The 25255-nt window shown below is 25.3% G+C and carries 18 protein-coding genes and 1 pseudogene; 5 read left to right on the top strand and 14 right to left on the bottom strand.

Going from position 1 to position 25255, the window contains the following annotated elements:
* Positions 1-35: 35 nt before the first annotated feature.
* From SFBMNL_RS02455 to SFBMNL_RS02445, 5 genes and pseudogenes are all read right to left on the bottom strand, one after another.
* On the bottom strand, positions 36-2276 hold the full coding sequence (locus SFBMNL_RS02455) for a glycoside hydrolase (RefSeq protein ID WP_081832570.1): 2241 nt from the start codon (positions 2274-2276) through the stop codon (positions 36-38).
* Between the two features lie 66 nt (positions 2277-2342).
* Positions 2343-2486 carry a GHKL domain-containing protein gene (locus SFBMNL_RS08425; RefSeq protein WP_242838779.1) on the bottom strand — a complete coding sequence of 48 codons (144 nt, stop codon included), beginning with the start codon at positions 2484-2486 and terminating at the stop codon, positions 2343-2345.
* A 101-nt stretch (positions 2487-2587) separates the two neighbouring features.
* On the bottom strand, positions 2588-3619 hold the full coding sequence (locus tag SFBMNL_RS02450; RefSeq protein WP_242838778.1) for a HAMP domain-containing sensor histidine kinase: 1032 nt from the start codon (positions 3617-3619) through the stop codon (positions 2588-2590).
* An 82-nt stretch (positions 3620-3701) separates the two neighbouring features.
* Positions 3702-3818 (bottom strand): annotated as a pseudogene (locus tag SFBMNL_RS08420) (winged helix-turn-helix domain-containing protein); the annotation flags it as partial.
* 12 nt (positions 3819-3830) lie between these two features.
* Entirely contained in the window at positions 3831-4340 is a 510-nt protein-coding gene (locus SFBMNL_RS02445; RefSeq protein ID WP_242838794.1) for a response regulator transcription factor, read from the bottom strand.
* Positions 4341-4678: 338 nt separating this feature from the next.
* Between SFBMNL_RS02445 and SFBMNL_RS02440 the strand changes: the two genes are divergently transcribed.
* The gene (locus tag SFBMNL_RS02440) at positions 4679-5965 is read left to right on the top strand and encodes a phosphodiester glycosidase family protein (protein ID WP_242821481.1); all 1287 of its coding nucleotides are present in this window, start codon (positions 4679-4681) and stop codon (positions 5963-5965) included.
* A 34-nt stretch (positions 5966-5999) separates the two neighbouring features.
* Here the strand turns inward: SFBMNL_RS02440 and SFBMNL_RS02435 are convergent, their stop codons facing one another.
* The 5 genes from SFBMNL_RS02435 to SFBMNL_RS02415 form a co-directional block, all read right to left on the bottom strand.
* Positions 6000-6614: an AAA family ATPase gene (locus tag SFBMNL_RS02435; RefSeq protein ID WP_005806800.1), complete on the bottom strand. Its 615-nt coding sequence runs from the start codon at positions 6612-6614 to the stop codon at positions 6000-6002.
* An 85-nt stretch (positions 6615-6699) separates the two neighbouring features.
* Positions 6700-8214 carry a hypothetical protein gene (locus SFBMNL_RS02430; protein WP_007442410.1) on the bottom strand — a complete coding sequence of 505 codons (1515 nt, stop codon included), beginning with the start codon at positions 8212-8214 and terminating at the stop codon, positions 6700-6702.
* 92 nt (positions 8215-8306) lie between these two features.
* Positions 8307-8552, bottom strand: coding sequence for a hypothetical protein (locus tag SFBMNL_RS02425; RefSeq protein WP_042294377.1), 246 nt, complete (start codon positions 8550-8552; stop codon positions 8307-8309).
* Positions 8553-8572: 20 nt separating this feature from the next.
* Complete coding sequence (locus tag SFBMNL_RS02420) at positions 8573-12856, bottom strand: FtsK/SpoIIIE domain-containing protein (protein WP_042294376.1); 4284 nt, start codon at positions 12854-12856, stop codon at positions 8573-8575.
* 114 nt (positions 12857-12970) lie between these two features.
* Entirely contained in the window at positions 12971-16921 is a 3951-nt protein-coding gene (locus SFBMNL_RS02415) for a helicase (RefSeq protein WP_042294374.1), read from the bottom strand.
* 163 nt (positions 16922-17084) lie between these two features.
* Between SFBMNL_RS02415 and SFBMNL_RS02410 the strand changes: the two genes are divergently transcribed.
* On the top strand, positions 17085-17450 hold the full coding sequence (locus SFBMNL_RS02410) for a VOC family protein (protein ID WP_005806809.1): 366 nt from the start codon (positions 17085-17087) through the stop codon (positions 17448-17450).
* Positions 17451-17488: 38 nt separating this feature from the next.
* Here the strand turns inward: SFBMNL_RS02410 and SFBMNL_RS02405 are convergent, their stop codons facing one another.
* The 3 genes from SFBMNL_RS02405 to SFBMNL_RS02395 all read right to left on the bottom strand — a co-directional run bounded on the left by SFBMNL_RS02405 (position 17489) and on the right by SFBMNL_RS02395 (position 21285).
* Positions 17489-18658, bottom strand: a complete 1170-nt coding sequence (locus SFBMNL_RS02405; RefSeq protein WP_042294372.1) for an AI-2E family transporter — start codon at positions 18656-18658, stop codon at positions 17489-17491.
* 101 nt (positions 18659-18759) lie between these two features.
* Positions 18760-19827 (bottom strand): aldo/keto reductase, encoded by a 1068-nt coding sequence (locus SFBMNL_RS02400; RefSeq protein ID WP_173400378.1) that lies wholly within the window; start codon positions 19825-19827, stop codon positions 18760-18762.
* A gap of 36 nt (positions 19828-19863) precedes the next feature.
* Positions 19864-21285, bottom strand: coding sequence for an FGGY family carbohydrate kinase (locus tag SFBMNL_RS02395; protein ID WP_005806814.1), 1422 nt, complete (start codon positions 21283-21285; stop codon positions 19864-19866).
* 156 nt (positions 21286-21441) lie between these two features.
* Between SFBMNL_RS02395 and SFBMNL_RS02390 the strand changes: the two genes are divergently transcribed.
* The 3 genes from SFBMNL_RS02390 to SFBMNL_RS02380 all read left to right on the top strand — a co-directional run bounded on the left by SFBMNL_RS02390 (position 21442) and on the right by SFBMNL_RS02380 (position 23442).
* On the top strand, positions 21442-22269 hold the full coding sequence (locus SFBMNL_RS02390; protein WP_005806816.1) for a thymidylate synthase: 828 nt from the start codon (positions 21442-21444) through the stop codon (positions 22267-22269).
* Positions 22270-22271: 2 nt separating this feature from the next.
* Entirely contained in the window at positions 22272-22754 is a 483-nt protein-coding gene (locus SFBMNL_RS02385; protein ID WP_005806818.1) for a dihydrofolate reductase, read from the top strand.
* A 100-nt stretch (positions 22755-22854) separates the two neighbouring features.
* Complete coding sequence (locus tag SFBMNL_RS02380) at positions 22855-23442, top strand: dipicolinate synthase subunit B (RefSeq protein WP_005806819.1); 588 nt, start codon at positions 22855-22857, stop codon at positions 23440-23442.
* A gap of 28 nt (positions 23443-23470) precedes the next feature.
* Here the strand turns inward: SFBMNL_RS02380 and SFBMNL_RS02375 are convergent, their stop codons facing one another.
* Positions 23471-25222 (bottom strand): ABC transporter substrate-binding protein, encoded by a 1752-nt coding sequence (locus tag SFBMNL_RS02375; RefSeq protein WP_005806821.1) that lies wholly within the window; start codon positions 25220-25222, stop codon positions 23471-23473.
* Positions 25223-25255 lie beyond the last annotated feature (33 nt).

Here is a 25255-nt window from a genome sequence, read left to right as displayed (position 1 = left end):
TTTTTAATTAAAACAGATTTTGGAGATATCTTAATCTACCCATAATCATATTCACTATCTGTAAAATTAGCTATAACTTTTATATCATCACCATATTGGGTCATCTTAACAGAATCATCGCTTTCTAAATTTTCAAAATCTACCATCTCTTTATTTATAACTTTCTTAGAAAAATCACCCCACACATTGTAGTGATTCACAATTAAGCTTTTATGCTTCTCCCATTCTTCTTCATCGATATGATACAAAGGAAGTATATTATATAAAATCTCATATAACATCCTATCTTCAATATCATCTATAAATTTAAAACTACCATTTCCCCACCAATATGTCGTAATTATATAGTCATTATAAACAAGTTTATATAGTGGTATGCTATATTTATAATCCAAAAATATATCTCTAAAATAATCTTTAAGAGGAACTTGCTTTGAAAATATTTTAGCTACTCCACCTGTTGGTGAATAATATTGTCCAAAATAGTATTCACTATCCTTATCTTTTAAATCTTTATCTATCCATTGAAAAGCTCCCATATCTATACCATGAGCATATACAACATATTTATTTATAAAATCATTCCCACCTTCAGTTCCAACAATCATATCCTTTTCATTATTTAAATATTCAACTCGTTCAATTCTTGCATTTATATCTTCTCCCTCAGTCGTTATATGATCTTTAGAATAATCATCAAATACTTCACCAGTGCCATCTGCGTCTAAGAACCACGTATTAAAATTTATACCTGTACCTAAAATGCTATCAACTCTGCTCCTAACGCTAGGCATTGCAAGTGTTGGATTTAATTTTCTACCAACTCCATTAAATCCTTCTATTTTTTCCCCATTTTTATCCGTAACAGTCGCATCATCAAATAGTGTCACATCATCAAATGCAGCAGTCAACCACTGTTCCTCTCCTGGTTTATGTATTGAATGATATGACTCATATGTTCCAATTAAATATCCATATTCATTTGCATTTTTAACAAATTCTGGCTTAGCAAAACCGATTCTCCAATCATCAAAATTTATTAAAAGATTTGATATACCCGAGTCTTTCATATCTTCTATAACATCTAATGTAACTGAATCTCCCCAATTTTCTACAGGATCAACTATATCTTTAAGTTTCGACTTTAAAACTTTCTTATTAAATTCTACAAGTTCGATTCCATTAAGATTTTCTATTCCCTTTTCTAAATCACTTTTAAAACTAATTTCATCTATAAATACATCAGGATTATAAAAGTTTTTTAACAATAAAACATGACTAAGCGCATTTATAATTCCATTTTTTATATAATCATTGATATACTCCTCCTCCTTCATCTCATCAAATAATGATGATAGTGACTCACTATCTTCTATATACTCTTTTAAAAGATAAATAATCCATGATTTTAAGTCTTCTGGTAAATTATTTTTAAACTGTTGCCATTTTATATTATCTTTTGCAATTACTCTACTATTCCAGAAATATACATGAGGAGCTCCATAGAGTTTCTTTATATTATCATTATCCTCTTCTTTCTCTTTAAGTGTTTTAAAATTTCCATTCTTTATCATATAATCTCTATAAACTTTAGCCATATCTGTAACATTTTTATCTGTAACATAAATTTTAAATCCATATTCTCTTTGCTCATTAATTGATGGAAATTCATGATTAAAATCAAATTCTATTTCATCCCCAACATCAAAATTAATTTCATTATTATATGGATTCTTTATTATATAAACCAACCCATAATCTTTTTTATTAACTCCAAAAAACTGCATAGATAATCCTTCAATTCCTTTTATAGATTCAATTTGAGTAAAATATTTCTTCCATACTTCATCATTTGATGGTATCTTTTTGCCTTGTCCAATAAGCAATATATATTCATCTCCTGAAATCTTTGGCCAAGTGAACTCATTCTCATCATCTTTAGTCGATTTAATCGATACATCTATATGATCTCCCTTGTTTTCGATTAAAACATCAATTCCTTCTTCTTCATAAGTCCATGATATCTTATCACTTTCTTTCTTAAAGTTTGACACTTTCCTTTCACTTAATGATTTTGATATATACTCACTACTTCCATTCACCTTAACCATTAAAGTAAAAGTTTCTGGATTTACTTCAATATCAAAATCAGATTTAAAATAATTCCGTTGTACACTTAAAACCTCTGCATTATTGGAGCTTTTCATATTTATAGTTCTATTAGTACAAGACACCATACTCAAAGAAATAAGTAATAATAAACACAATTTTCTCAATTAACCTCACCTCGAAATTAATAATATCAAGGCAATCTTACATGAATGTGAAATTTTACATCTAATTTAAGAGAAGTAAATATAAAATTTGAATTTATTATCCTCAAGTTTAACATTAAACGGCAATTTGTACCTATTTAATATTTCTCTTACTATAGAAAGACCCAATCCCGTTCCAGAAAAATTTTTATCACGAGATATATCTCCCACATAGAATGGAACCCAAATCTTATCTATATCCTTATCAAGATTTCTAACACCATTAGTTATTTCAAACTTTATACTATTACCTTATTTTAATAAAACAATATCTATTTTTTGTTAGAAGTATATTTTATAGCATTAGTTAATAAATTCTCCAAAATAATATCTAGATGATCATCATTAATCAAAATATTAAAAACATCATTTTGACTATATCTAAAGCTTATTGAAATATCATTTTCTTGAAATATTAATCTATATTTGTCCAAAATCTCATCTAGTTTTTTTAATAAATCAATTTTCCTTTCTTTCTTATCCTCCCTTTCAATTTTAAACCACAACAACAAATTTTCAATTAATCCATCAATCTTACCAATCTCATCATATACAATATCTAAATATGTACCATCATCAAATCCATCCTCAATTCCTTGAACATATGCCTTTATAATAGATAATGGAGTCTTTATTTCATGGGCAACATTACTTAATAGTTCTTTTAATCTAAAATTTTGAGAATTTATTTCTTCATGAGCCTTCCTCAAACTATTACTCATATGATTTATACTTCTAGATAAATCTTCTATCTCATCGCATATTTTTATTCCTTCTGTTCTAAAATTTAAAGAAGCAATATCTCTCAACAAATATTTTATATTTTTAATATGTCTTGTAATTATTCCTATATTTATATTGACAAGTAACCAATTTATAAAAATAGAAAATATACTTATAAACACTATAAACTTATTAATTATCTTAATTATTTCATTTATATCTGACAATGTTGTTCCAACAACAAATATGTAATCATCTTTTTTAAAAACTTTTGTATAAAATTTATACTTAACAGCTTCCTGATTATATATATTATTCACACTTGTTATATCCAGTTTATTTATTGCCTCTTCTGTGATCCAAAACTTATTTAATTTTATATTCTTTTTAAAAAAGGAATTGAAAATATAATTATTTAATGTATTAATATCATCTATATTCTTCATATAAACAATAACTGTAGATGTTTCCTTCTCTATATCATCAATCATATCTAAAACGATATTTATATCTTCTGAGGATATAATCTTATAAACTTGATCTAATAATTTCCTCTTTTCTAATATATAAAACTTGTCCATAAAAAATAAATTTGCAATACCAATTAAAACAAACGTAACTAATATAAAAAATACATTCCCTACAAAAATTCTGTTCTTAATTTTAATCTACATCGACCCCCAAAGTATATCCCATTCCTCTATATGTCTTTATGATTTCTTCTCCTATTTTGTTTCTAAGCCTCCTAATATGAGTATCTACTGTTCTATAATCCCCTTCGTAATCAGATCCCTAAACCGAAGTGATTATTCTATCCCTTGATAATATAATTCCCTTATTTTTTATAAAATAGCTTAATAAATCAAACTCGAGCTTAGTCAAATTTAAATTTCTATCATCTTTATATACCCTTTTGTCTTTTATATTAATTCTAATATCCTTAAAACCAATTTCTTTATGTAGATTTAATAATTTATTTACCCTCATTATTAAAACTCTAATATCAAAAGGTTTCTTGATATACTCATCAGCTCCAACACTTAGTGCCTCCAACTCATCTTTTGTTGTAGTCTTTGCAGTTAACATTAAAACTTTAGATGATGTATTTTCCTTTATATATTTACATACTTCATTCCCACTTAATTTCGGAATCATCCAATCCAGAATAACCAGATCTATTTTATTTGAATAACACTTATCTACAGCATCCTCACCATTAAATGAGCAAATCACATTAAATCCCTCTTTTTCAAAATAAGTTTTAAGTATGTTAACCAATTTCCTTTCATCATCTACGATCATAATCCTCACAAATAATTCCCCCTTTAAAATATCAAGTATTTTTTTTAATAATTAAGAAATACTAAGCTATTATGTAAGTAAATAATTTGAGGTGATGAGATATAAGAAGTTTTATTAAAATTTTATTTGTATTTATAATTTTTACCTTACTTGAAAATCAGCCATGTTTTTCAAAATCATCTAATGAACATTCACAAATTATATCATCTACTCCCTTAGCAATTGGAGTAACTCATAAAAATGAAATAATCTATAATTTTATGGGAAAACAATTTAATCACCAAAATATTAACTATATTGAGATGGATTTAAACTTAATTAACCAAACATACTCACTCATGTGTCATAAATCCCAAAACATAACTAATGGAAAATCCACATTAAATGATCAAGTTAATCATGAGCAAAAAAATGGAAATAATATAATCGGTGCAATCAACGGTGATTTCTTCAATATGTCAAATGGTATTCCCGTATGTAGCAATTTAATAAATGGTGAGATTTTTTCAACCTCATTAACAAGAGATGAAGAAGTAATGAGGCCATGCTTTACAATATTTGAAAATAATCGTATTGATATAGACAACTATCATTTTACAGGATACATAAATTTAATAGATTCAAATTCCTATAAAACGCAAATAAACATAGATTCAATTAACAGAAGTGACTATTTAGAAGATACTGTAAACATATTCAACTGCAAAGACAACGAATCATCGACAATATTTCTACCAGACAATAAAGAGGATGCAACTATTATATCCATAATACCAAACAATAAAAACACTTCCTTTTACAATAAAAGTTTAATATCAGGAAAAATCAAAGAAATAATAAATGATCCTCCAAACACCTATAAGATTAGAAATGATGAAATTATAGTAATTTCATACGACAAAAAAAAGGCACTATTTAATAATGCTTTCTTAGATATGGATGTGGAAATAAATTTTGAAATAAGAAAATCTAGCAACTATTCAACTCCAAAGATAAAACATCTTCTAACAGGTCATGAATTCATCCTCTATGATAACCAAATATTACCACAAAATTATTTTTCAAGAACATGGTCACAAGGCTCAACTACTTCAAAAAATCATAGAACAGCTTTAGCCCTCACAAATAGAAATACACTTTTAGCTTTAACAGTTGACAAAAAAAATGATTTTAAAGGAATGTCCTTAATAGAACTCGCTCACTTCCTAAAATCAAAAGGGGCATATAAAGCCATAAACCTAGATGGTGGAGGGTCAACGTCAATGATGATTCGAGAACCTGGAATACATTCGCTGAAATATACAAATCTCCCAAGAGAAAATCGTTTAATATCAAATTCAATCATGATTATAAATAAAATGCCCTATACTCTTGATATAGAAGATTTCTATTTTCATGATTCTCCAAAAATAAATTCAAACGAATCAAAAAAACTAAATTTTGTATCTTACGATAAAAATTTCAATCCAATAGATATATACACATTACCAGATCTAAAATTATCAAGTAATATTGGTTACTTTGATTCAGATTATATATTTCACCCAATAAATGTTCCATCTAAAGGAACTATAACAATTGAAGTAAATAACATTATCAAAACCTATAATATCGAAATAATATAAAAAGCCAGTGTAATTTTACACTGGCTTTTTATTTTTAGATTCTATTTTCAATCATCTTACCAATATACTCTGCTGCATCTTTTATAAGTACAGAACTAGTATTTACACATAAATCATAATTCAATTTATCTCCCCATTTACTTCCAGTTATAAATTGATAATACTTAGCTCTATTTTTATCTATATTTAAAATTTGATGCCTTAACTGCTTTTCACTTAAATTCTCATGTTCAGGTGCTTTTTCAATACATCTATTAATCTTTGTTTTCATATCAGAATAAATAAATATTTTAAATGGATTATATTCCTTAAGTATATAATCTGCACATCTTCCTATAATAACACAACTAGATTTTTTAGCCATATCAACTAAAATATTATTTTGCTCTGCATAAATATTTGCTTCTAAATTTTCTGTCATAGGGTTAAAAATTGCATAAAAACTGTTCCCTATAGTAATAGGAAATGATGAAATAGGTTTATCCTCAATAACCTGCTGAATATATTCTTCTGCAAGTTTCGTTTTTTTGGATATCTCAATTATTATTTCTTTATCATAATATGCAATACCCAAATATTCAGCAAGTCGCTTCCCAAATTCTCTACCGCCACTCCCAAATTCACGACCTATAGTAATTATTTTATTCATGCTTAACATTCCTCCACGAATTACTATAAAATTCTTACATACTAGTTAATATACATAAGGATAGAAATATATTCAACTACAACAACTATATTTGAGTAAATTTCTTAAATATGTCCTCAAATAGTGGATTTTCAAATATATAATTCACAATCTGAATTAAAATTTGTTCCTTAGTCATATTATTCTCCTCTGATTTTTCAATTATTGCATATAACATATGATTATATTCATCAGAACTTGGCTTCACATTTAAAATAGAATAATATAATTTATCCATTATTTCATCATATTTATTATCTATCAATATAAATTTCCTATCTAAACATAAACTCCTTATAACATTTTTAAATGATTCCTTATCATTTAAAATAGATTCTCTCATCTTTTCAAAATCTTCCTTATTAAGTTCTCTATTCACAGTATTTAAAGAAATTACATTGAAATAATCATATAAATCTGAAATTTCATCTCGTTTAACAAATGAACTTCTATCATTTAAAATAATATTATCTAGTGAAGTTATAGCTTGTCCATCATCTAAATAAACGACATAACTTTGATTTTTAAGCTCAACACTAATTACTCCAGTAATACCATTTAATTCATGATGAATATTAAAAGGTATAGTTATAGATCCATCCCTATGAAGTACTATAGTTAAATATCCTGATTCATATACCTTCTCTACATTATCAAAACTATTCATATATTCAATTTTTTGCCTATTAAAATCACTTATTTCATTATCACTTTGTATATAATAAAAAACTTTACCTTCCGTAGTTACAAAATAAGACTTATAAAATTCACCTTCGCTATTTGAAAATTCGTTAACAGTAATGTCATATACATCCAATAAATATTCTTCAGGTGCTTTAAAACCATTTTCAATTATTGGTATTGCCTTATTATCATAAGTTACAACATATAAATTATCTGCCTGATGTATAAATTTTTTTGCATTCTTAATTGATTCTACAATTTTTGAGACTTTATTATATTCATCACCGAATCCTATCATGCTCCCATCTTCTTTAATAATTAATATCAAATCATCACTAAAAATATTTACCTCTTTCACTTCAAATAAATTTTTTATACTCATTACTTTAGAATTCCCAATATTAACAATACTTACATTATCTTCACCTTCATATATCATAAGTGCATTATCAGTTAAAGCTTTTATATCCCTAACATTTTTAAAATCTTTAAATATTCTAGAATTTTCCATATCAAATGAAGATACTTTACCATCTAATGTTAATAAAAATCTACCATCAATTTTACTTATATTTTTTGATGTTGTAAAATTTTTTGAAGAAATAAGTTCATGTTCCCTCGTTAATGCAACAAAACCATCATCATAAATATCAATAGATAAAAGTTTAGGCATATCCTCTGGAACTATATCTTCCATATCACTATTTAATATAACCAATTCTCCATTTTCATTAATTAAATAAATTAATTCGCCGGTACCATAACCATTTAAAATTTCTGTTCCCATATTATTTTTAGCATTAGTGATTACACTAAAATTAGTTATTAATCCTGCAATAAAACCTATCATAATAAGAGTTTTTATTTTATTAATCATCTTACCTCCAAAAATAAAATAAAAATATTCATTTATTATATATGTTTTAAAATTAAAGGGCATGCTTATATATAAGCATGCCATTGTAAGTTCTATATTAACAAAAATTTATATCCATTATAAACAGGATAATTATACAAATTTACATCATCTTTCAATCTTTTTCTACAATTAAAATCCATTAATGTATAATTACATTTTATAAATTCATCATTACATTTCACATTATATATTGATTCAACAATTAAGCTTTTTAAATTACAAATATTTATTTTCCTAGATACCTTATAATCAAAAAATCTATTTTTATCTGGCACATATACTTGTATATAAATCATATATAGGTCCTCCAAAATTCCTAATTTATCTTGATGAGATTCTCTTGAGATTTATATAAAATAGTTGCATTCTCATCATCATTTACAATTATGCTTGCCCCATTTAAAAGTAATAAATCTATTACCTTTGAACATCTATTATCTATATTACTAGTCCTATATATCGACGTAACAAAATACATTTTTCTTGATTGCCTCTCTAAAATAGAATTTAATGATCCTATCATCTCATCATTGCACAAAGATATCAATTTCTCTATATTACTTATAATTACACAAACTCTCTCATCAGTAACAGAATCTAGCCAATTTATAAATTCTTTTACCTCATTCTCATCTAAATCTCTATTTTGAAAAAAATAAGACTTAATTCCCTTTTCTTCTACAATCTTATAGATATTATATAAAATTCCATCATTGTTTTTAGAATCATGTACAACACACAAATTATTACAATCATTAATAAAATTATCTAAAAAACTATTTAAATCTAATTCCGTTCTACTTTCAATTAATTGCTTCTCTTCATTAATCTCATGTTCTAATACATCCATAATTTCTGATCCACCATAAATCTTATTATTTATTTCATTCATGTGAATAAATAAACGCTTTAATTTATTATTAAGATCAACATCATTATTACTTAACATAGGAAGAGCAACTTGGAACTCAAGAATCCTATCACCTAAAGAATCTCTATAATTAACTATACCTCTTCCTTTAAATTTGGAATTCAATTTATATTCCCTTCCTAATATTTTTTTGTATAAAGATTCATCATTAAACCTCAATACGAATTTATTATCAAAATACTCACTTAAGTTCATTTCTATATTTCCATATTCAGATGAAGTTATGCAAACATAGATTCCATAAAATTTACCGTCTCTTGCTATCATTCTGATAAATTTCATATAATCCCACTTATCATCTATAATTTCTTGTACACTATCAATTGTTAAAATTACATTTGGTAATTCTTCCCCAACTCTAAGTTTATATTGATCTATAGTTGAAATATCTAAATTATCAAATATTTTTTTTCTAAGTTCAAACTCTTCCAATATTTTTTTAAATAACGAGTTAATTTCACTTTTAGTATAAGCTATATTCTTAACATGTGGAGCATAACCAAAACAATCTGTATTCCTAGTATTAGGATCAACTATATACACATTTAAATTCCTTTCCTTATATTCACAACATAAAGAATAAATAAGTGTCTTAATAAGATTACTCTTTCCTGTTCCCGGTGATCCAAATACAAATAAATTACCAATATTCTTAAAATCCACACTTAAAAATCTTTGAACCTGATACTTAGGATCATCAACAACTCCTACGATTGCCGAACAAGGTTTCTCAGATTCAGTCCACATAAACCCATTAAAATTACTCTTATATCCAGATAAATCATAAAGACTTAAATATCTAAGTGAACTATTAAATGCTGACATATATCTCATATTTATATTTGTTGAAAGACTTGAAATTTCATTAATTATTTCATCTTCCTGAAGCAAAAATTCATTCGTCTCATAAGCTCTTATGATCTTTTTGCTAATAGTACCACAATTATTTACAAGTTCTATAGCTAATTGCTCCTCATAATCCCCAACATAACAATTCGAATATACAATTTGCACATTATTAACTATAACACTATCCGACAATCTTATATTAAATTTACCTGTGGAATTGGGATTTAAAATTTCATTTTCTCCCATAATTTCAAACAAATCTCTCACATCAGATAACCTAAAACATACTTTGAAATCAAAATTACTCAAAATTTTCTCTTCTTTAACAAATGCACTAACACAATTAGAAGATACAATAATATGAATTCCAATACTCAATATCGATGAATATAACTGTGATAACTCACGTATAAAGTCGATATCATTTTTACAAACATCATCTATAATAATAATCAAATGTGGAATTATTATAGTATCGGAATAATTTTCATAAGTATTCAAATATGCGTTTATATCTTTAACACCTATACTATCAAATAATTTTTGTCTCCTACTAATTTCATTTTTTATAAGTTCTATTAATCTATTCTTCTCTGAAATATCTTCCTTATCCAAAATATCAATCACATGTGGAAGATGTACAAAATTATTTAACTTTATATTATAATTAGATTTAAGTATTATGAAATTTAAAAGATTTGGACTTAAGTTTATTGAGTAAGAAAGAATCATATTTTTCAATAATTCGGTCTTTCCAACTCCACTTTCACCGAATATTATTCCATTTATTCCATCATGCTTCTCATGTATATTAAGAGTAAATACATCTTTAAAATTCTTAGTAGCCACAGGAATATTTAAAGAACTTAATAACTTATTCTTTCTCCATCTATCTTCTATATTTAGATCTTTAACAGAAGAAGCATTATATAAACCAAAAATTGATCTACTTTCAAATCCTTTAATCACTCCTTCTGTGCTTAATTTGATTTTAGATAATGTATCCGTAAATTTATCTATATCAATCAAATTAGCTATGTCAACATAGTCATAAGATAAAACAACTTTTTTAATTCCATTTTCTCGAATGTTATAAAGAATCTGCTCTCTTTCACCAACATTTAGTATATATTTAAAGCACTCAGGTATATCCTTATTATTTATAGTAAAAATCACAAAATGAACATCTATCTTACTACTAACACTCTTTATATAATTTAAAAATTGATTCATTGGGGTAGTAAAATTATGAAATAAAAAAACAACGTAAGATGTCTTAAAAACATAATTAGTATTCTGTCTTAAAATGCTCTCCCTCTCTTTAATTATTTTGCGTAAATTATGTAAAACATCAATTACTTCATCATCAGTTATAGCAAAATATCTAAAATCATTTTTATCAGAATACACATGAGGGATTAGTTTTAAATAATTTATGTTTTCTTCATGATCTTTTGATGCAATCGTAACAATTTTCAAGTCCTTATAAGAATTATTGCTCGTAAATTGTACTATAAAATTTTTAAATACATCATAAATTTTATGCATGTCTGACACAACTGCAAGCTTACTTATCTTTTTAAGAGGTATAGTTATTGGCACCTTCTTAAGTATTTTATGGGAATCAAAAAGTCTATTATCATGAACATTTTTAGTTAATATTTTTAAATTCCCAAAATAAGATTCACCTTGTCCTATTGTCAAATTCAAAAAATTATTATCTCTTCCAACTCTATTCCAAACATTATTATCAAAATTAATAACACTTTCATAACAATCAATAGTCCTTGGATATCTTTGAGATAAAGCCCTTACCCATTCATCTTTAATTACTGATATTTCCTTAAACTTATCATCCAAATAAGAATTGTACTTTTCTTCTTGTCTTCTCCTATTTACTTTAAAATAAAATAATAAACATATAAGTAATACAATAACTAAAGTTCCAATCGAACTAACTAAAAGATAATAAAAAGAATTTGCCCCTATATAATACAAAAATAACATAGAAACTGCTAAAACTATTAAGCTTAATGGGATTAATCCAATAAACAAAAATTTCAAGGAATTATGATTATAAATAACAGGTGCATCAACCCTAAACTCTACATTTTCATCTAAATCCAAATATACTTTACCATCATCTTCAATTTCCCTATTAATATTAGTAAAACTCCTAGTTTCCATTACTTCAATATCATCATTGGAAAATTTTAACCTTGAAGATACTTTTCCATTTGGATTATTTACTGCAATATACTTTCCTAAATAAATAATCTTAAGTCCATAAATAAAAATTGTATCTCCAAATAAAGCTTCACCTTTTGAAATCTTCCTATTATTTAGATAACAACCAATACCATTACTTATAACTTCCACACTATTTTTCCTAAAATTTAAAATAATATGATAGTCAAGCATATCATCATTATCATAAATAATATCAGCATATTCATTTTTTCCAATCTTTATCTGTGAAATTTCATTCACTTTACACTTATAAAAATTACAATTTGAAAAATCTTCGTACTGTATTGATAAAATAACCTTAGATTTATCCCTAATTAAATCACATATAATTATATCTCCATCTATAATCAATTTTGAGTTTAATTTTTGATCTTTATAAATAAGCTCAAAATCATTAAAAGATTTCAATATATAATTCCCATTTTCATATTCAAAATGAAATGTATAGTCTCTTGAAAATAAGGTTATATCTTTATCTAATAAAAATTCAACTGAACTATTTTGAAAGCTTTCAATATTCCATTCTATAAGCTTGTTCTTATAGAAAACATAAATTTTTACCCTTTTCATAATCCCCTCTTACAAATTTTATCAATATTTTGTAAACAATATATTAACATATTTCAATATTTTGTTCAACATTTTGAAATAATTTTGTAATCAAAAAAAGATAGTAGTAACCTACTATCTTTTTATAAAATCTTTATCAGCCTTCTCAGAGAAAAGCATTCCTATTCTTCTATTTTCAATAATCTTAACAAACTTGCTTAATACTCCATTTCTATTAATCAAACTATCAACGCAGTTTCTATTAGAATTATACTTCAACAATTTATCCCTAACTAAAAAATAATTATAAATTATATTCTCAACCTGAAAATCTATATCACTCCATAAATCTTTACTCCAAATTTTCAAAACATTATATCCAAGTTTATCAAAATAAATAAAACAATCTATATATTGCTCCAACCTACACTTGAATTTATCAACTATACTGGATTCAAGTTCTACAAATAAAACATATTTTTTAAGGTCTTTATCATATATCGCAAAATCAAATTTATAAAATGAAGTTCCGAAATTTTTCTCTACAATAAGTCCCCTATCAAGTAACTTATCACAAATAATATCTAATATTTTATTAACTTTACTATTATCACTTTCATCACAATTTAACTCATTCATAATTTTATCCACATTACCATTATAAATTTCATTGGCATAATGCAAATATTTTTTTAAAATATTTGCGTTTTCATTTGAATATTCTTTACTCTCAATATCACTTATACTGAGTGACGTAACTATATCCATTTCATATTGAGTCATCATTAAAAACATATTTAGTTTATTTCTACAATTCCGACCTTCTATATCACTAAACTTAATTTCTACCTCATTTTCTATATTTCTCTCACCACCTAGAGAAAATATCACAATATCTATCTTCTTATATAAAATTTCAGGAATGCTACTTATGTATATTCCAGCATTTGATTTATACTTTTTACATTCCCTGTTATACAAGAAATTAAATTCCTCATCTACCTTCAATCTATCACTAATTACTTTTTTTATTAAATCTGCGTGACTTTTACTAATTGTAATTATTCCAATAGAATCCTCATATTTCTTAATTTTCAAATGTTTAAATAAAAGATCTACAACAAATTTAGCCTCATATTCATTTATATTCTCTATACCTTTATTCCCTATAGTAAATATCATAAATGGATTGTCAATATCTGAATATTTCCTGTCTCTAGGTAATGAAATAATGTCTTCAATACTAAATAAACTATTTAATATATCCCTAAAAATTTCATTTCCAGACGGATACATATATTTTAAATTTACCCTATTAAATTTATCACTCACAAATTTAAACACATTATTTGAAATCTCTGTAACATCATAAGATATTATATTATAACTCTTACTACTGCAATTAATTTGATTATCACTTCCGAATACAACCAATCTTTTACCTCTATACACTACAGGTAAAATATCTTCTAAAAAATAATTATGTCCATCTACAAAAACTATATAATCAAATAATCCTTCGATTAAAGGTATATTTGAAGACAAACTATCATAATCGATTAAAAAACATGGAAATAATTTTAAACATTCCTTATTAAAAGTGCTTATAAAATCTTTAATTAAATATCTAGAAATATTTGAAAAAGAATTTTTATCTATTTTATTATCATTATTAATTAAACTTTCCTTTGCTTCAGACAGAACCTTATTTAATACAAATCTTTCTAAATTACACGCTCTCTTATCAAATAATTTCATAAGATTATCAAAATATCTATCAACCATTTTATAATTCTCAAGTGTATCCCCATGTTTATTATGACGTCTTAAAATATTTACAAATATAGAAAATTTCAAAATTTTATCTAAATTATCTCGCATCATTTTCTCATTGATAGAATTATCATATATATATTCTAATATATCATTAACAAGCATACTGAAATTTTTAATTTTATAACTATACTCTATAAATTCATGAAAAGTATCCATCATATTCAAAAGATTACCTGTATAATGCGTTACATCATTAAAATCAAATATTCTATTCCTAATAAATTCAAATTTATCATGCTTTACTATATCTCCAATAAAACTAATATCATGATCAATTTCTTTTATAGCTTCATAATACATCTCAGTATTTAATAAAGCTTGCCTGTTAAGTTCAATACTTTTTCTTTTGATTTTCCCAAAACCTAAACTTTTAAACCAAGATTCTAAAGAATCATAATTATTATCATTTTCAGATTCAATGTAGTATTCACTATATTTAAAACACTTATCTATAATCTCATCTTTAGAAAATTTATTCTCTTTGAATAACCTAATCACACTAAGACTACATTTATTTTTTTCAAAATTTAAAGCTAACTTATCATATTTTTGTCTAAGAGCCTTTAATTTATCTAAATATAAATTTATATCTTCGAAATTAAAATCTTCTCTGATTAAATTTAAAATTTTATGTTTATTTAAATATTCCTTATGAGATATAAAAATATCTATCAAATTTTTATCTTTAATTTCATCAATTGCGTGCACAATCTCATTGAATGTACAACCAGAAACAGGATTATTCAATTTAAATTTATTAAATGACATTTTATCAATACTACTGTCACTTACATCCATAGTTAATTCATACATATCCTTAAGCGACAAACCAAAGCTCTCTATTTTATTGTAAATGCCATTAGAATCTTCTATAAAATTATACTTTTCATTAATCTCTTTTAAAATTTCATTAAATACCCTTTTTATTTCAAAATCTTCTCGAAAATTAAGTATCCTATCAAAACTTCTATAAAATTTTTGATAAAAATCATTTTGGAATAAGTCCATAATAATTGATTTTGTAAAAGAGAATTCATTATACAATTTTTCCAAATATTCCTTATCCCTAGAAATTATAAGCAAACTCTTATTTTTACAAATCTTATCAAATACAAAATTAGTTATAGTAGTATCCTTGCCCACATCCAAATTTGAATTTACAAGTGTAATATAACTCTCATCACTTAGACAAATAGATTGTTTCTGACTAAAATCAAGTTTATCTCTCACATAAATTTCTTTGTTTATATCTTCCTTGTATTTCTCTTTGTTATCACTTCCAGAAATTAATCTCCCTACAAGAGTATTAGATATATCCACATAAATGAGTGATTCATAATCTTCATACTCTTCTCCTATTACCTGAAAATCACCAAGAACCAAATAATTTTTAATCTCTAAATATGGATTATCACTACTTAAACTTCTTAATACACCTGAAAATTCATCAAACTTATTATCTAAAATTCCTTCATTATTACTAAAACTTATATCTAAACTTTTCAAAAAATCTAATGCTAATTTTAAAATATCTCTTTTAAAATCTTTCTTAAACTCATAATCAAGCTTAATTTCCAAATTCTTATGTTTAAAAATCCTTTGAAGTATAATAATCAAATATCTATTTATCTTTATTTTACTTTCAATCTTCTTCCTTATAAACCACTCATTATTATCATTAAAAACTTCAACAGGTATTAAAAAAAATGGCATACGAACAAAACTTGTGCTGTCAATATATCCCTCAACAAACGGATACCCTATATATAAATCCCTACTTTTATTTTCTTTACACAACTTATCTAAATTTAAAATAACATCATTCATGCTACTATACTGCGCATTTAATAAATCCAAATTTTTGTTTATGTTTCCCTTATAAAAATCATCTAAAAATATCTCATACTCTTTTATGCTTGAAAAATCATCATTCACCTCAAACTTCTCAAGCTTTTCTTTTTTATTCCTATTAGCTAACTCCCTAATTTTAAATAATCTATCACTCTGCCAAGTTAAAGGGTCTTCAACAATTTTTAATATATCCCAATTCTCTGAAAATATAAAATTAATAAAATTGGAATAAACTTCTTCGTTATAACTTTTTAAAATATATAAATCTAAAAAATCCTCATCGTGAAGATTATCTAAATATATTGTCCTATTATCTAAAGTTAAATTAACAGAAATATCTTGATACTTTCTCAAACTATCACTCATAAATATCACCTTAACTCTATGTAAAAATTTCATTACCACACTCTTTAGTATTAATATTAATTAATTAAATTATTTAACTAATTTATTCAATTTATTAATTAACCGTTAATTACTAAAAATTATTGAATAAATATAAGTATTTTACGATATAATCATAAAAATTTATTAACCTTAATTTTTTATAGGGGTGAAAATTATGATTAAAAATCTATGTAATGTATTTATTTTCGTTAAAGATCAAAATAAAGCTAAAGAATTTTGGTCAAAAAAAATGGGCTTTAAAATAAAAGAAGATATCCAAATAGAAGGAAAATATACTTGGACAGAAGTAATCCCTCAGGAAGGCACGACATCACTTGTACTATATCCAAAAAGTTTAAGAACTGATTCTAAAAAATCATATAAAGAAATAACATTCTTTACCGATGATATACAATCAACATACAACGAACTCTCTTCAAAAGGTGTAAAATTTTTAAGAGAACCCTTAGATACAGGATATGGAATCTTTACAGAATTCAATGATGATGATGGAAATATATTTTCACTTAAACAAACATAAAGGTGTACTGATATCACATCAATACACCTTTACACTTATTAAATTTCTTTATCTATCTTCTTCAAATATCTCCTATAATAGAGAGAAATTACACCAACAACAGGTGATGATAATATTATTCCACCAATTCCAAACAATCCTCCACCTATTATTAAAGAAACTATAACAACAAGTGGCGGCAATCCAACAAAATCCCCTAGTATCTTAGGCTGAATTAAATTACCTTCTATCTGCTGAAATGCCATTAATAATAAAAATCCAAGTATAGCTACGCTAAATCCGGATGGTAATCCCAATACAAAAGCACCTATAGCCCCAATCAGTGGACCCAAATAAGGTATAACATTACTCATACCAGCTAACACCCCAATTATAACTGCATATGGATTTTTTATAATATACGTTAAAATAAATGAACAAACCCCAACAAATACTGCATCTACTATAAGTCCTGTAAAATATCCACCAAACACCTGATCAAAATCTAATGTAAAATTTTTAATCTTCGTACTAATATTCTTTTTAAATATGATATCAGATAATGTTGAGAAAAATTTTGATATTTTTTCTTTATCTCTTAACATATATACAGATAAAATTACAGCTACCAATAAATTAAATATAAATACACCAGTGCTGGAAATAAAAGCCGTCAAAGCAGAAATAGACACATCCAAAAGATTTTTAAAATTATTATTTAGGAAATATCCTACTTTCTCATTTATTACATTAATAATATTTGGATCAATCTCAAAATTATTTAAAAATCTTATAATTATATCGACATAGGCTGGCAACTCTTTTATAAGAGCTTTTAAACTATTTAAAAACGGTTCCAATATAAATGCTATAAGTATAGCAACCGCAGATCCTAAAACTAACATTACTGTTACAACAGTTAATAGCCTTATCCTACCAAATTGTTTCTTAGAAACAACTTCTAATGGATCTTGATCTTTCTTAATTTTATAAAATAATCTAAAATATCCTTTATCTAATAAATTTACCAATGGTTTTAATATGTATGACATAATTGCCGCAATAATTATTGGTTGGCATATACTAAATAAATTAACCCAAAATACTTTAATATTACCCCAAACTTCTGGTACATAATCAATACCCTTATATAACAGAATCAATATAATAACCATAATAAAAATTGTAAAAAACTTATGACTCTTAATATCTTTCCAAAATTCTCTCAAAATTTCCCCTCCGAAATTTAATAATACAAAACTCTATATATAGATATATTTTAATAACTTCCCCTAAAAATACACTTTTTATATATTCATCTCTTAAAATATTAAACTAAAATTTCATCAATATTAAACATATCTATACTCTTAAAATCTTCGAAAGTATATTTTATATCAACAGCTTCAAAGGCTTCCTTTAACTGGTTTAAATTATTAACAGATATTATAGAACACGTTTCTATATTCTGATTAAATAAATATCCAAGTGCAGCCCATGAGGGTGATGCTATATACTTTTCACCTATGATTTTCAATTCTTCATATAAATCCAAATTTTTTTCCGTATAATATGGTGAAGTTAGTTTTAATTCTTCCATATCTACAGTTTGTGGCTCCATTTCATTTAAATAAAGTTTTGCAAAAAAACCATTTGCTAATGCGGAATATGGCATGGCTAATATATTAAATTCATTATGTATATCCATCATTTCAGAATCCATCTTTACATACTTATCTTCTATTTTAGATTCATCCATTCCAAAAACTCCCGCATTCCATAACATTTGATTAACTACAAAACCTCCTATATTATGTTTCTTTGCATATTCCATAGCTTGTCTAATTCTATAAGGCTTCCAATTAGAGCATCCATAATTTAATATCTTTCCATCCTTTTTGATATCCTCTAAATATCCAAGTATTAATGAAACATCTGTTTTCTCATCATCGCCATCAATTAAAAATAAATCTAAATAATCGGTATTTAAATTTTTTAGACTAATATTTAAATCATTCAATAAAGAATCAAAAGTATTATTACTTAAAAGAAACGAACTTTTAGAAATCAAATAAATACTTTCACGTCTATTACAAGAACTAATCCATCTACCAATAAATTTTTGAGATTCTTCTACTTCATCCCTTCTCAATCCTAACTCAGATATTGAGGTATCTATTACGTTTCCTCCCATATCTAAAAAATCAGTCAATAATTCTCTCAATTTTTCATCAGATAATCCACTTTTTAATATATCATATGTACCCAATCCTATCTTATATATATGATGACTTGACCCCGGAACAAGTGTTACATATTTTTTCATCAAACTATCCCCCAAACTAAAATTATCCCTAATTATACCATAAAATATTCTAATAAATCCATATTTAAACAATAAAATAGCTACCTCCTAGAGGTAGCTATTTAGAAATTAAACTATATTTTCTATATATTGGTACTCAATCTTTCTCCCACTATATTTTATCTTTGAATAATTAAATGAATTTTTAAGCAAATCATCTATATCATAAATATTTTTTATCTTACCAATCGCAATAAACTGATTTATTGCATTCCCTATAATTCCAGAATCTTTAGGTCCAATTTCCAAATCCTTCAATGTAATATCAGATATAAATTGATTATAAAAATTATTTAAACTATACTCTCCAACCATACATATACTATCAAATATTCCACCTGTTACTTTTTCAAAATCTTTTATACACTTCCTATAATACACAGCAAAACTATTGTAAACAATTCTTATAAAATCAGAAATTGAATTTGGCATACTATTTAATTTAAAATCAAAATAATATTTTACGATATTCATTAATACCGCCGAATTTTTAAATATATCACTATCAAAATCTATAATATAGTTTATATCTCCATTACTATCTAAAATATTCCATAAGTTCTCGACCATAAAGTTATTTTCTATATTTTTCAAAAAATCATCAACTAACTTATAACAAGGTATATATCTAAATATTTTTACTAAATCACTATTAATCATCTGATGATTTAATCCAAATTTAGAACCTTCAAGATACATTTTAGAAAAATCTTCGGTACATCCAATAATACCCTCGTTAGAATTAACTATAAATATAGAATTTTTATTTAATATACGGGTAGTAAATAATGATGATAATAATGTATTACCATAAGGTGATATTACATCTACCCCATTCACTTTACACTTACCAATACTTTTCCCATAATCTACTATATTAAACTCTACTTCGTTTCCAAAGCCTACATAATCAATTATATCATTATCAATATTTTGGTTTTTAAAATTAAATAACTGCGAAAATCCAAGTTGAGTTCTCTCATTGAATAAATTTCCAGTTAACCTATAGCCTATATAGTCACTTAAATAAACAATTTTTCTGATATTATTAAATTCACTTTTATACAAATCTTTGTACATTAAAAGTTTACATAAAGTGTCATTACTATTAAGTTCAACTCCTGTTTTTCTATAAATATACGCAGCCCCTAATTCATTTACTATTTTATTTAAATAAATAGATTTCATATTTATGCCTAAGTATATTTCCATTATTAAATTATTTTTATCATCCAAAATAACGGGTTCATTTATAGAAGAATTTATAGAAATTGATTCAATATTATACCCTATTTGTTTAACACTAACTAAAGCCTCATTTATTTCCTTTATTATTTTATCTACATTTAAATATTTCATAGAATTCAAACCATTTGCAGTAATTTTTGAGCATCTATGAACCTCTTGTAGAAATATTTTATCATTTCTAAGTGTAATACACATTATTTTCAAATTTATTTTTGAGATATCTATAACTAAACAACAATCCATTCTATCACCCCTGAATCATCACGCTAAGTGTTAAATTTTTAAATTAAATATATTATCATAATACTTCAATTTATTCATTAATTTTAACTTTAATATAGAAATTACACTAAAAATCTAGTATCATTTAAATAATATTTATTATAAGGAATTTAAAAGATGATTTGTATTGCTGATATAAACCATAAAAAGTGCATTCAAAATATATTGGATAATGGAATATTTGATAAAAATCCACGTCCAAAATATAAAGATGGATCTCCTGCATATTCAAAATTCATAACTCACTATATAGAAAGTTATGACATATCCAAAAATGAATTCCCCATAATAACATTAAGACATATTCCAGTCAAAAATGCTATAAAAGAAATACTTTGGATATATCAAGACCAGACATCAGACTTAAACATACTAAGAAATAAATACAATATTTTTTGGTGGGATGAATGGGAAAGCAAGAAATATCCAAATACAATTGGTATAAGATATGGAGAAACTGTAAAAAGATATGACCTAATAAACAAATTAATCAATGGAATAAAAAAAGATCCATACGGAAGACGTCATATTATGAATTTATGGCAAGAAAAAGATTTTAATGATAGCGATGGACTTAATCCATGTGCATTTCAAACTCTATTCTCTGTAAGAGGAGATTTTTTAGATACTATGCTAATACAAAGAAGCTCAGATTTTCTAGTAGCATCTTCAATAAATTCAATACAATATGTATCCCTTCAAATGATGATATCAAAAACGTGTAATTTAAAACCCGGAAAATTTACCCACGTTATTAATAACGTACATATTTATGATCGGCATATTAATCAAGCACATATCTTACTTAATAGAAAAATTGGTAAACAACCCATTTTAAAATTAAATACTAATGAAAATGACTTTTATAATTTCACAATTAATGATTTTAAAATTGAAAACTATGAATATACATCACCACAATTAAAATTTGAGTTAGGAATTTAATCATGATTAAACTAATTGCATGTATAGACAAGTACAGTTCACTAGGCATAAATAATAATCTCATTTATTTCATCAAAGAAGATTTAAAAATCTTCAAAGAAAAAACTATTAATAATATAGTCGTCATGGGTAGAAAAACCTTCAATAGTTTAAATAACAAACCTCTTCCAAATAGAGAAAATATAATTATATCTCGAAATTTATGTAATCCTAAGGACAAATCTTATACTGTCTTCAATGATATAAATAGTGTTTTAAAACTAAATACACCAAAAGATATCTTTATAATAGGAGGAAGTAAAATATATAAATATTTTACAGATTTCTATGATGAAATACACTTAACAATGATAAAAGATAAATACACCAAAGTCTACCCTATAAATCAGTCCGTAAAATTAAATATACAATTAAATAACTTTAAACTTATTGACCAAAAAGAATATGATATATTTTTTATAAAAATATATCAGAGGATTAAATAAATACTCTGAAAATATTTCTTGTGATAGTAACCTTTTAATATATTAAAGAATATTTTCTTATATATGATTTTCTTTTTATCAATATTTTAAGAGGTTATTTATGGAAAATTTGAGAGGTCTAAAAATTGGATATGCCATAACAGGATCATTCTGTACTTTTAATGAATCTTTTGCTCTAATGGAAAAACTTATAGAATTAGGTGCTGATATATATCCTATTGTTTCTTTCAATGTTCAAAAAATCAAAAATAGATTTGCAATTCCAGAAGAAACTATGAAATTTTTGAAAGTCAAAACTAATCATGCCATATTAAAAAGCATCGAAGAATCTGAATCTATAGGACCTAAAAACTTCTTAGATTTATTATTAGTTGCCCCTTGTACATCTAATACATTAGGAAAAGTTGCAAATGGCATAAACGACACTCCTGTTACTATGGCAATTAAATCTTTTCTACGAGGACAAGATAAACCAGTCGTAATTGCATTATCATCAAATGATGCATTAGGACTCACTCTTAAAAATATATCTTCACTTATAAATACTAAAAATATTTATTTTTCCCCAATGATTCAAGACAATGTTATATCAAAACCAAATTCTCTTGTTACAGACTATTCAAAAGTTATTGACACAATACTACTTGCTCTTAAAGGAAAACAAATAAGACCAATTGTAACAATATAAAAAGCTATCTTAAAAATAAGATAGCTTTTTATTCGAAATATAATTTTTCTAAATCTTTAGAAAACCATCTATTTAAATTATAGTTTTTAATCCCCTTAACTTTTGATGTATATACATCAATATTCTTTCTCTCAAACAGAAATATATATGGTAGATCATACGAAAGTTCCTCATATAATTCTGCATATATTTCTTTTCTCTTTGAATTATCAAGTTCATTCAATGCATCATTAAGGAGTTTATCTACCCTTTCATTTGAATAAGAAAATCTATTTGAAGGACCATCCGTAGAAAATCTTGATGATGAATCAGGATCAGGACTTGCAAATGGTGTAAACATAAATGATAAATGGTAAGAAAATTTCCCCTCTTTAGCATCTTTTTGCCTCTGAATTAATGTTTTAGATTCCATATATTCAACTATAACATTAATCCCGATTTTTTTATAATTATCAAGCATTATAGGTATCAATATATCATTAACCTCATTTGGAGAACTTGCCAAAAATTTTAAGGTCAACTTTTTCCCATTTTTTTCCCTTATCCCATCATCACCTAAGAACCAACCCGACTCTTCTAAAAGTTTACGAGCCTTATCCGGATTATAATCATACTTAGTAAAGCTTTCTACATCTGGATAAAAATAAGAATTTTTATTCTGAGGTATGTTTAAAACACTTCCATAATCTCCAAAACTACTATCAACTATTGATTCCCTATCAAGGCCATATGCGAGTGCTTGACGAATATTCCTATCCTGCATAATCTCTTCTTTATGATTTATTGCAATATATCCATAACCTAAAACATCAGTCAAAATTCCACCAACAAACCCCATATCATTTAAAATAGTAAAATTCTCTTGTGTAGGTAAAATTGTTTTTCTTACTATATCAACATCTCCATTTTCTATTAAAGAAATTTGATTGGAATCATTAATTACTCTAAGTATTAAATTTTTAATCTTAGGTTCACCATTATAATAATTTTCATTTGCTACAAGCCGTACCTCTTCACCCTCTATATATTCAACGAACTTATATGGACCATTACCAAAAGGTTTTCTATTTAACAATTCAATTTTAGATGCTTCTCCTTGTATATAATCTTTACCATAAACATGAAGAGCAAGTGGCTTAATCCTCTCAAAGTAATAATTCTTTTTAGCATTTATAGAATTAAATTTAATTGAAAATCTTTTATCATCAATTATCTTAAATCCTTCTATATCTTCAGTTACACCATCCCTATAATTTTCCCAACCTACCATATCAAAATTATCTCTCTCAAAAGTCCCAGTATAAGTCTTGTCCATTAAAACCTTAAACGTAAACTCCATATCATAAGAAGTAATAGGCTCACCATCTTGCCACACAGCATCATCTCTAATAATAAAATTATAAGTATTTTCACTCTCTATAATATCTGGTAAATAAGCTATACCATTCGTAACATTTCCATCACCACCAATTTCCAAAATAGGATCCCACATAGTATCATTAACATCAACATCATTTGTTGAAATTGCAAATAATGGGTTAAATACACCACTAGGTGAAGGCATTCCAATTATTAATGTATCCTTCCTATTCAAAGAATTTTTAGGTAAAGCTTCAGGATTCGATGGAACTAAATATAAAGTTTCTTTATCAAATTCATCTACCCCATTAACAAATACAACTTCTTTATTCTGTGTAACATCCCCTTCCTTTTTACAAGAACAAAATGTAAACATAATGAATATTAAAGTAAAAACTAAAAACTTATTTAATTTAATCATCCTCTTTCTATATATAAATAAAAAATCTTACCT

The organism is Candidatus Arthromitus sp. SFB-mouse-NL, assembly GCF_000709435.1.
Lineage (GTDB): Bacteria > Bacillota > Clostridia > Clostridiales > Clostridiaceae > Dwaynesavagella.
Note: the sequence above shows the minus strand (reverse complement) of the source record. Positions and strands in the feature narration are given on the sequence as shown.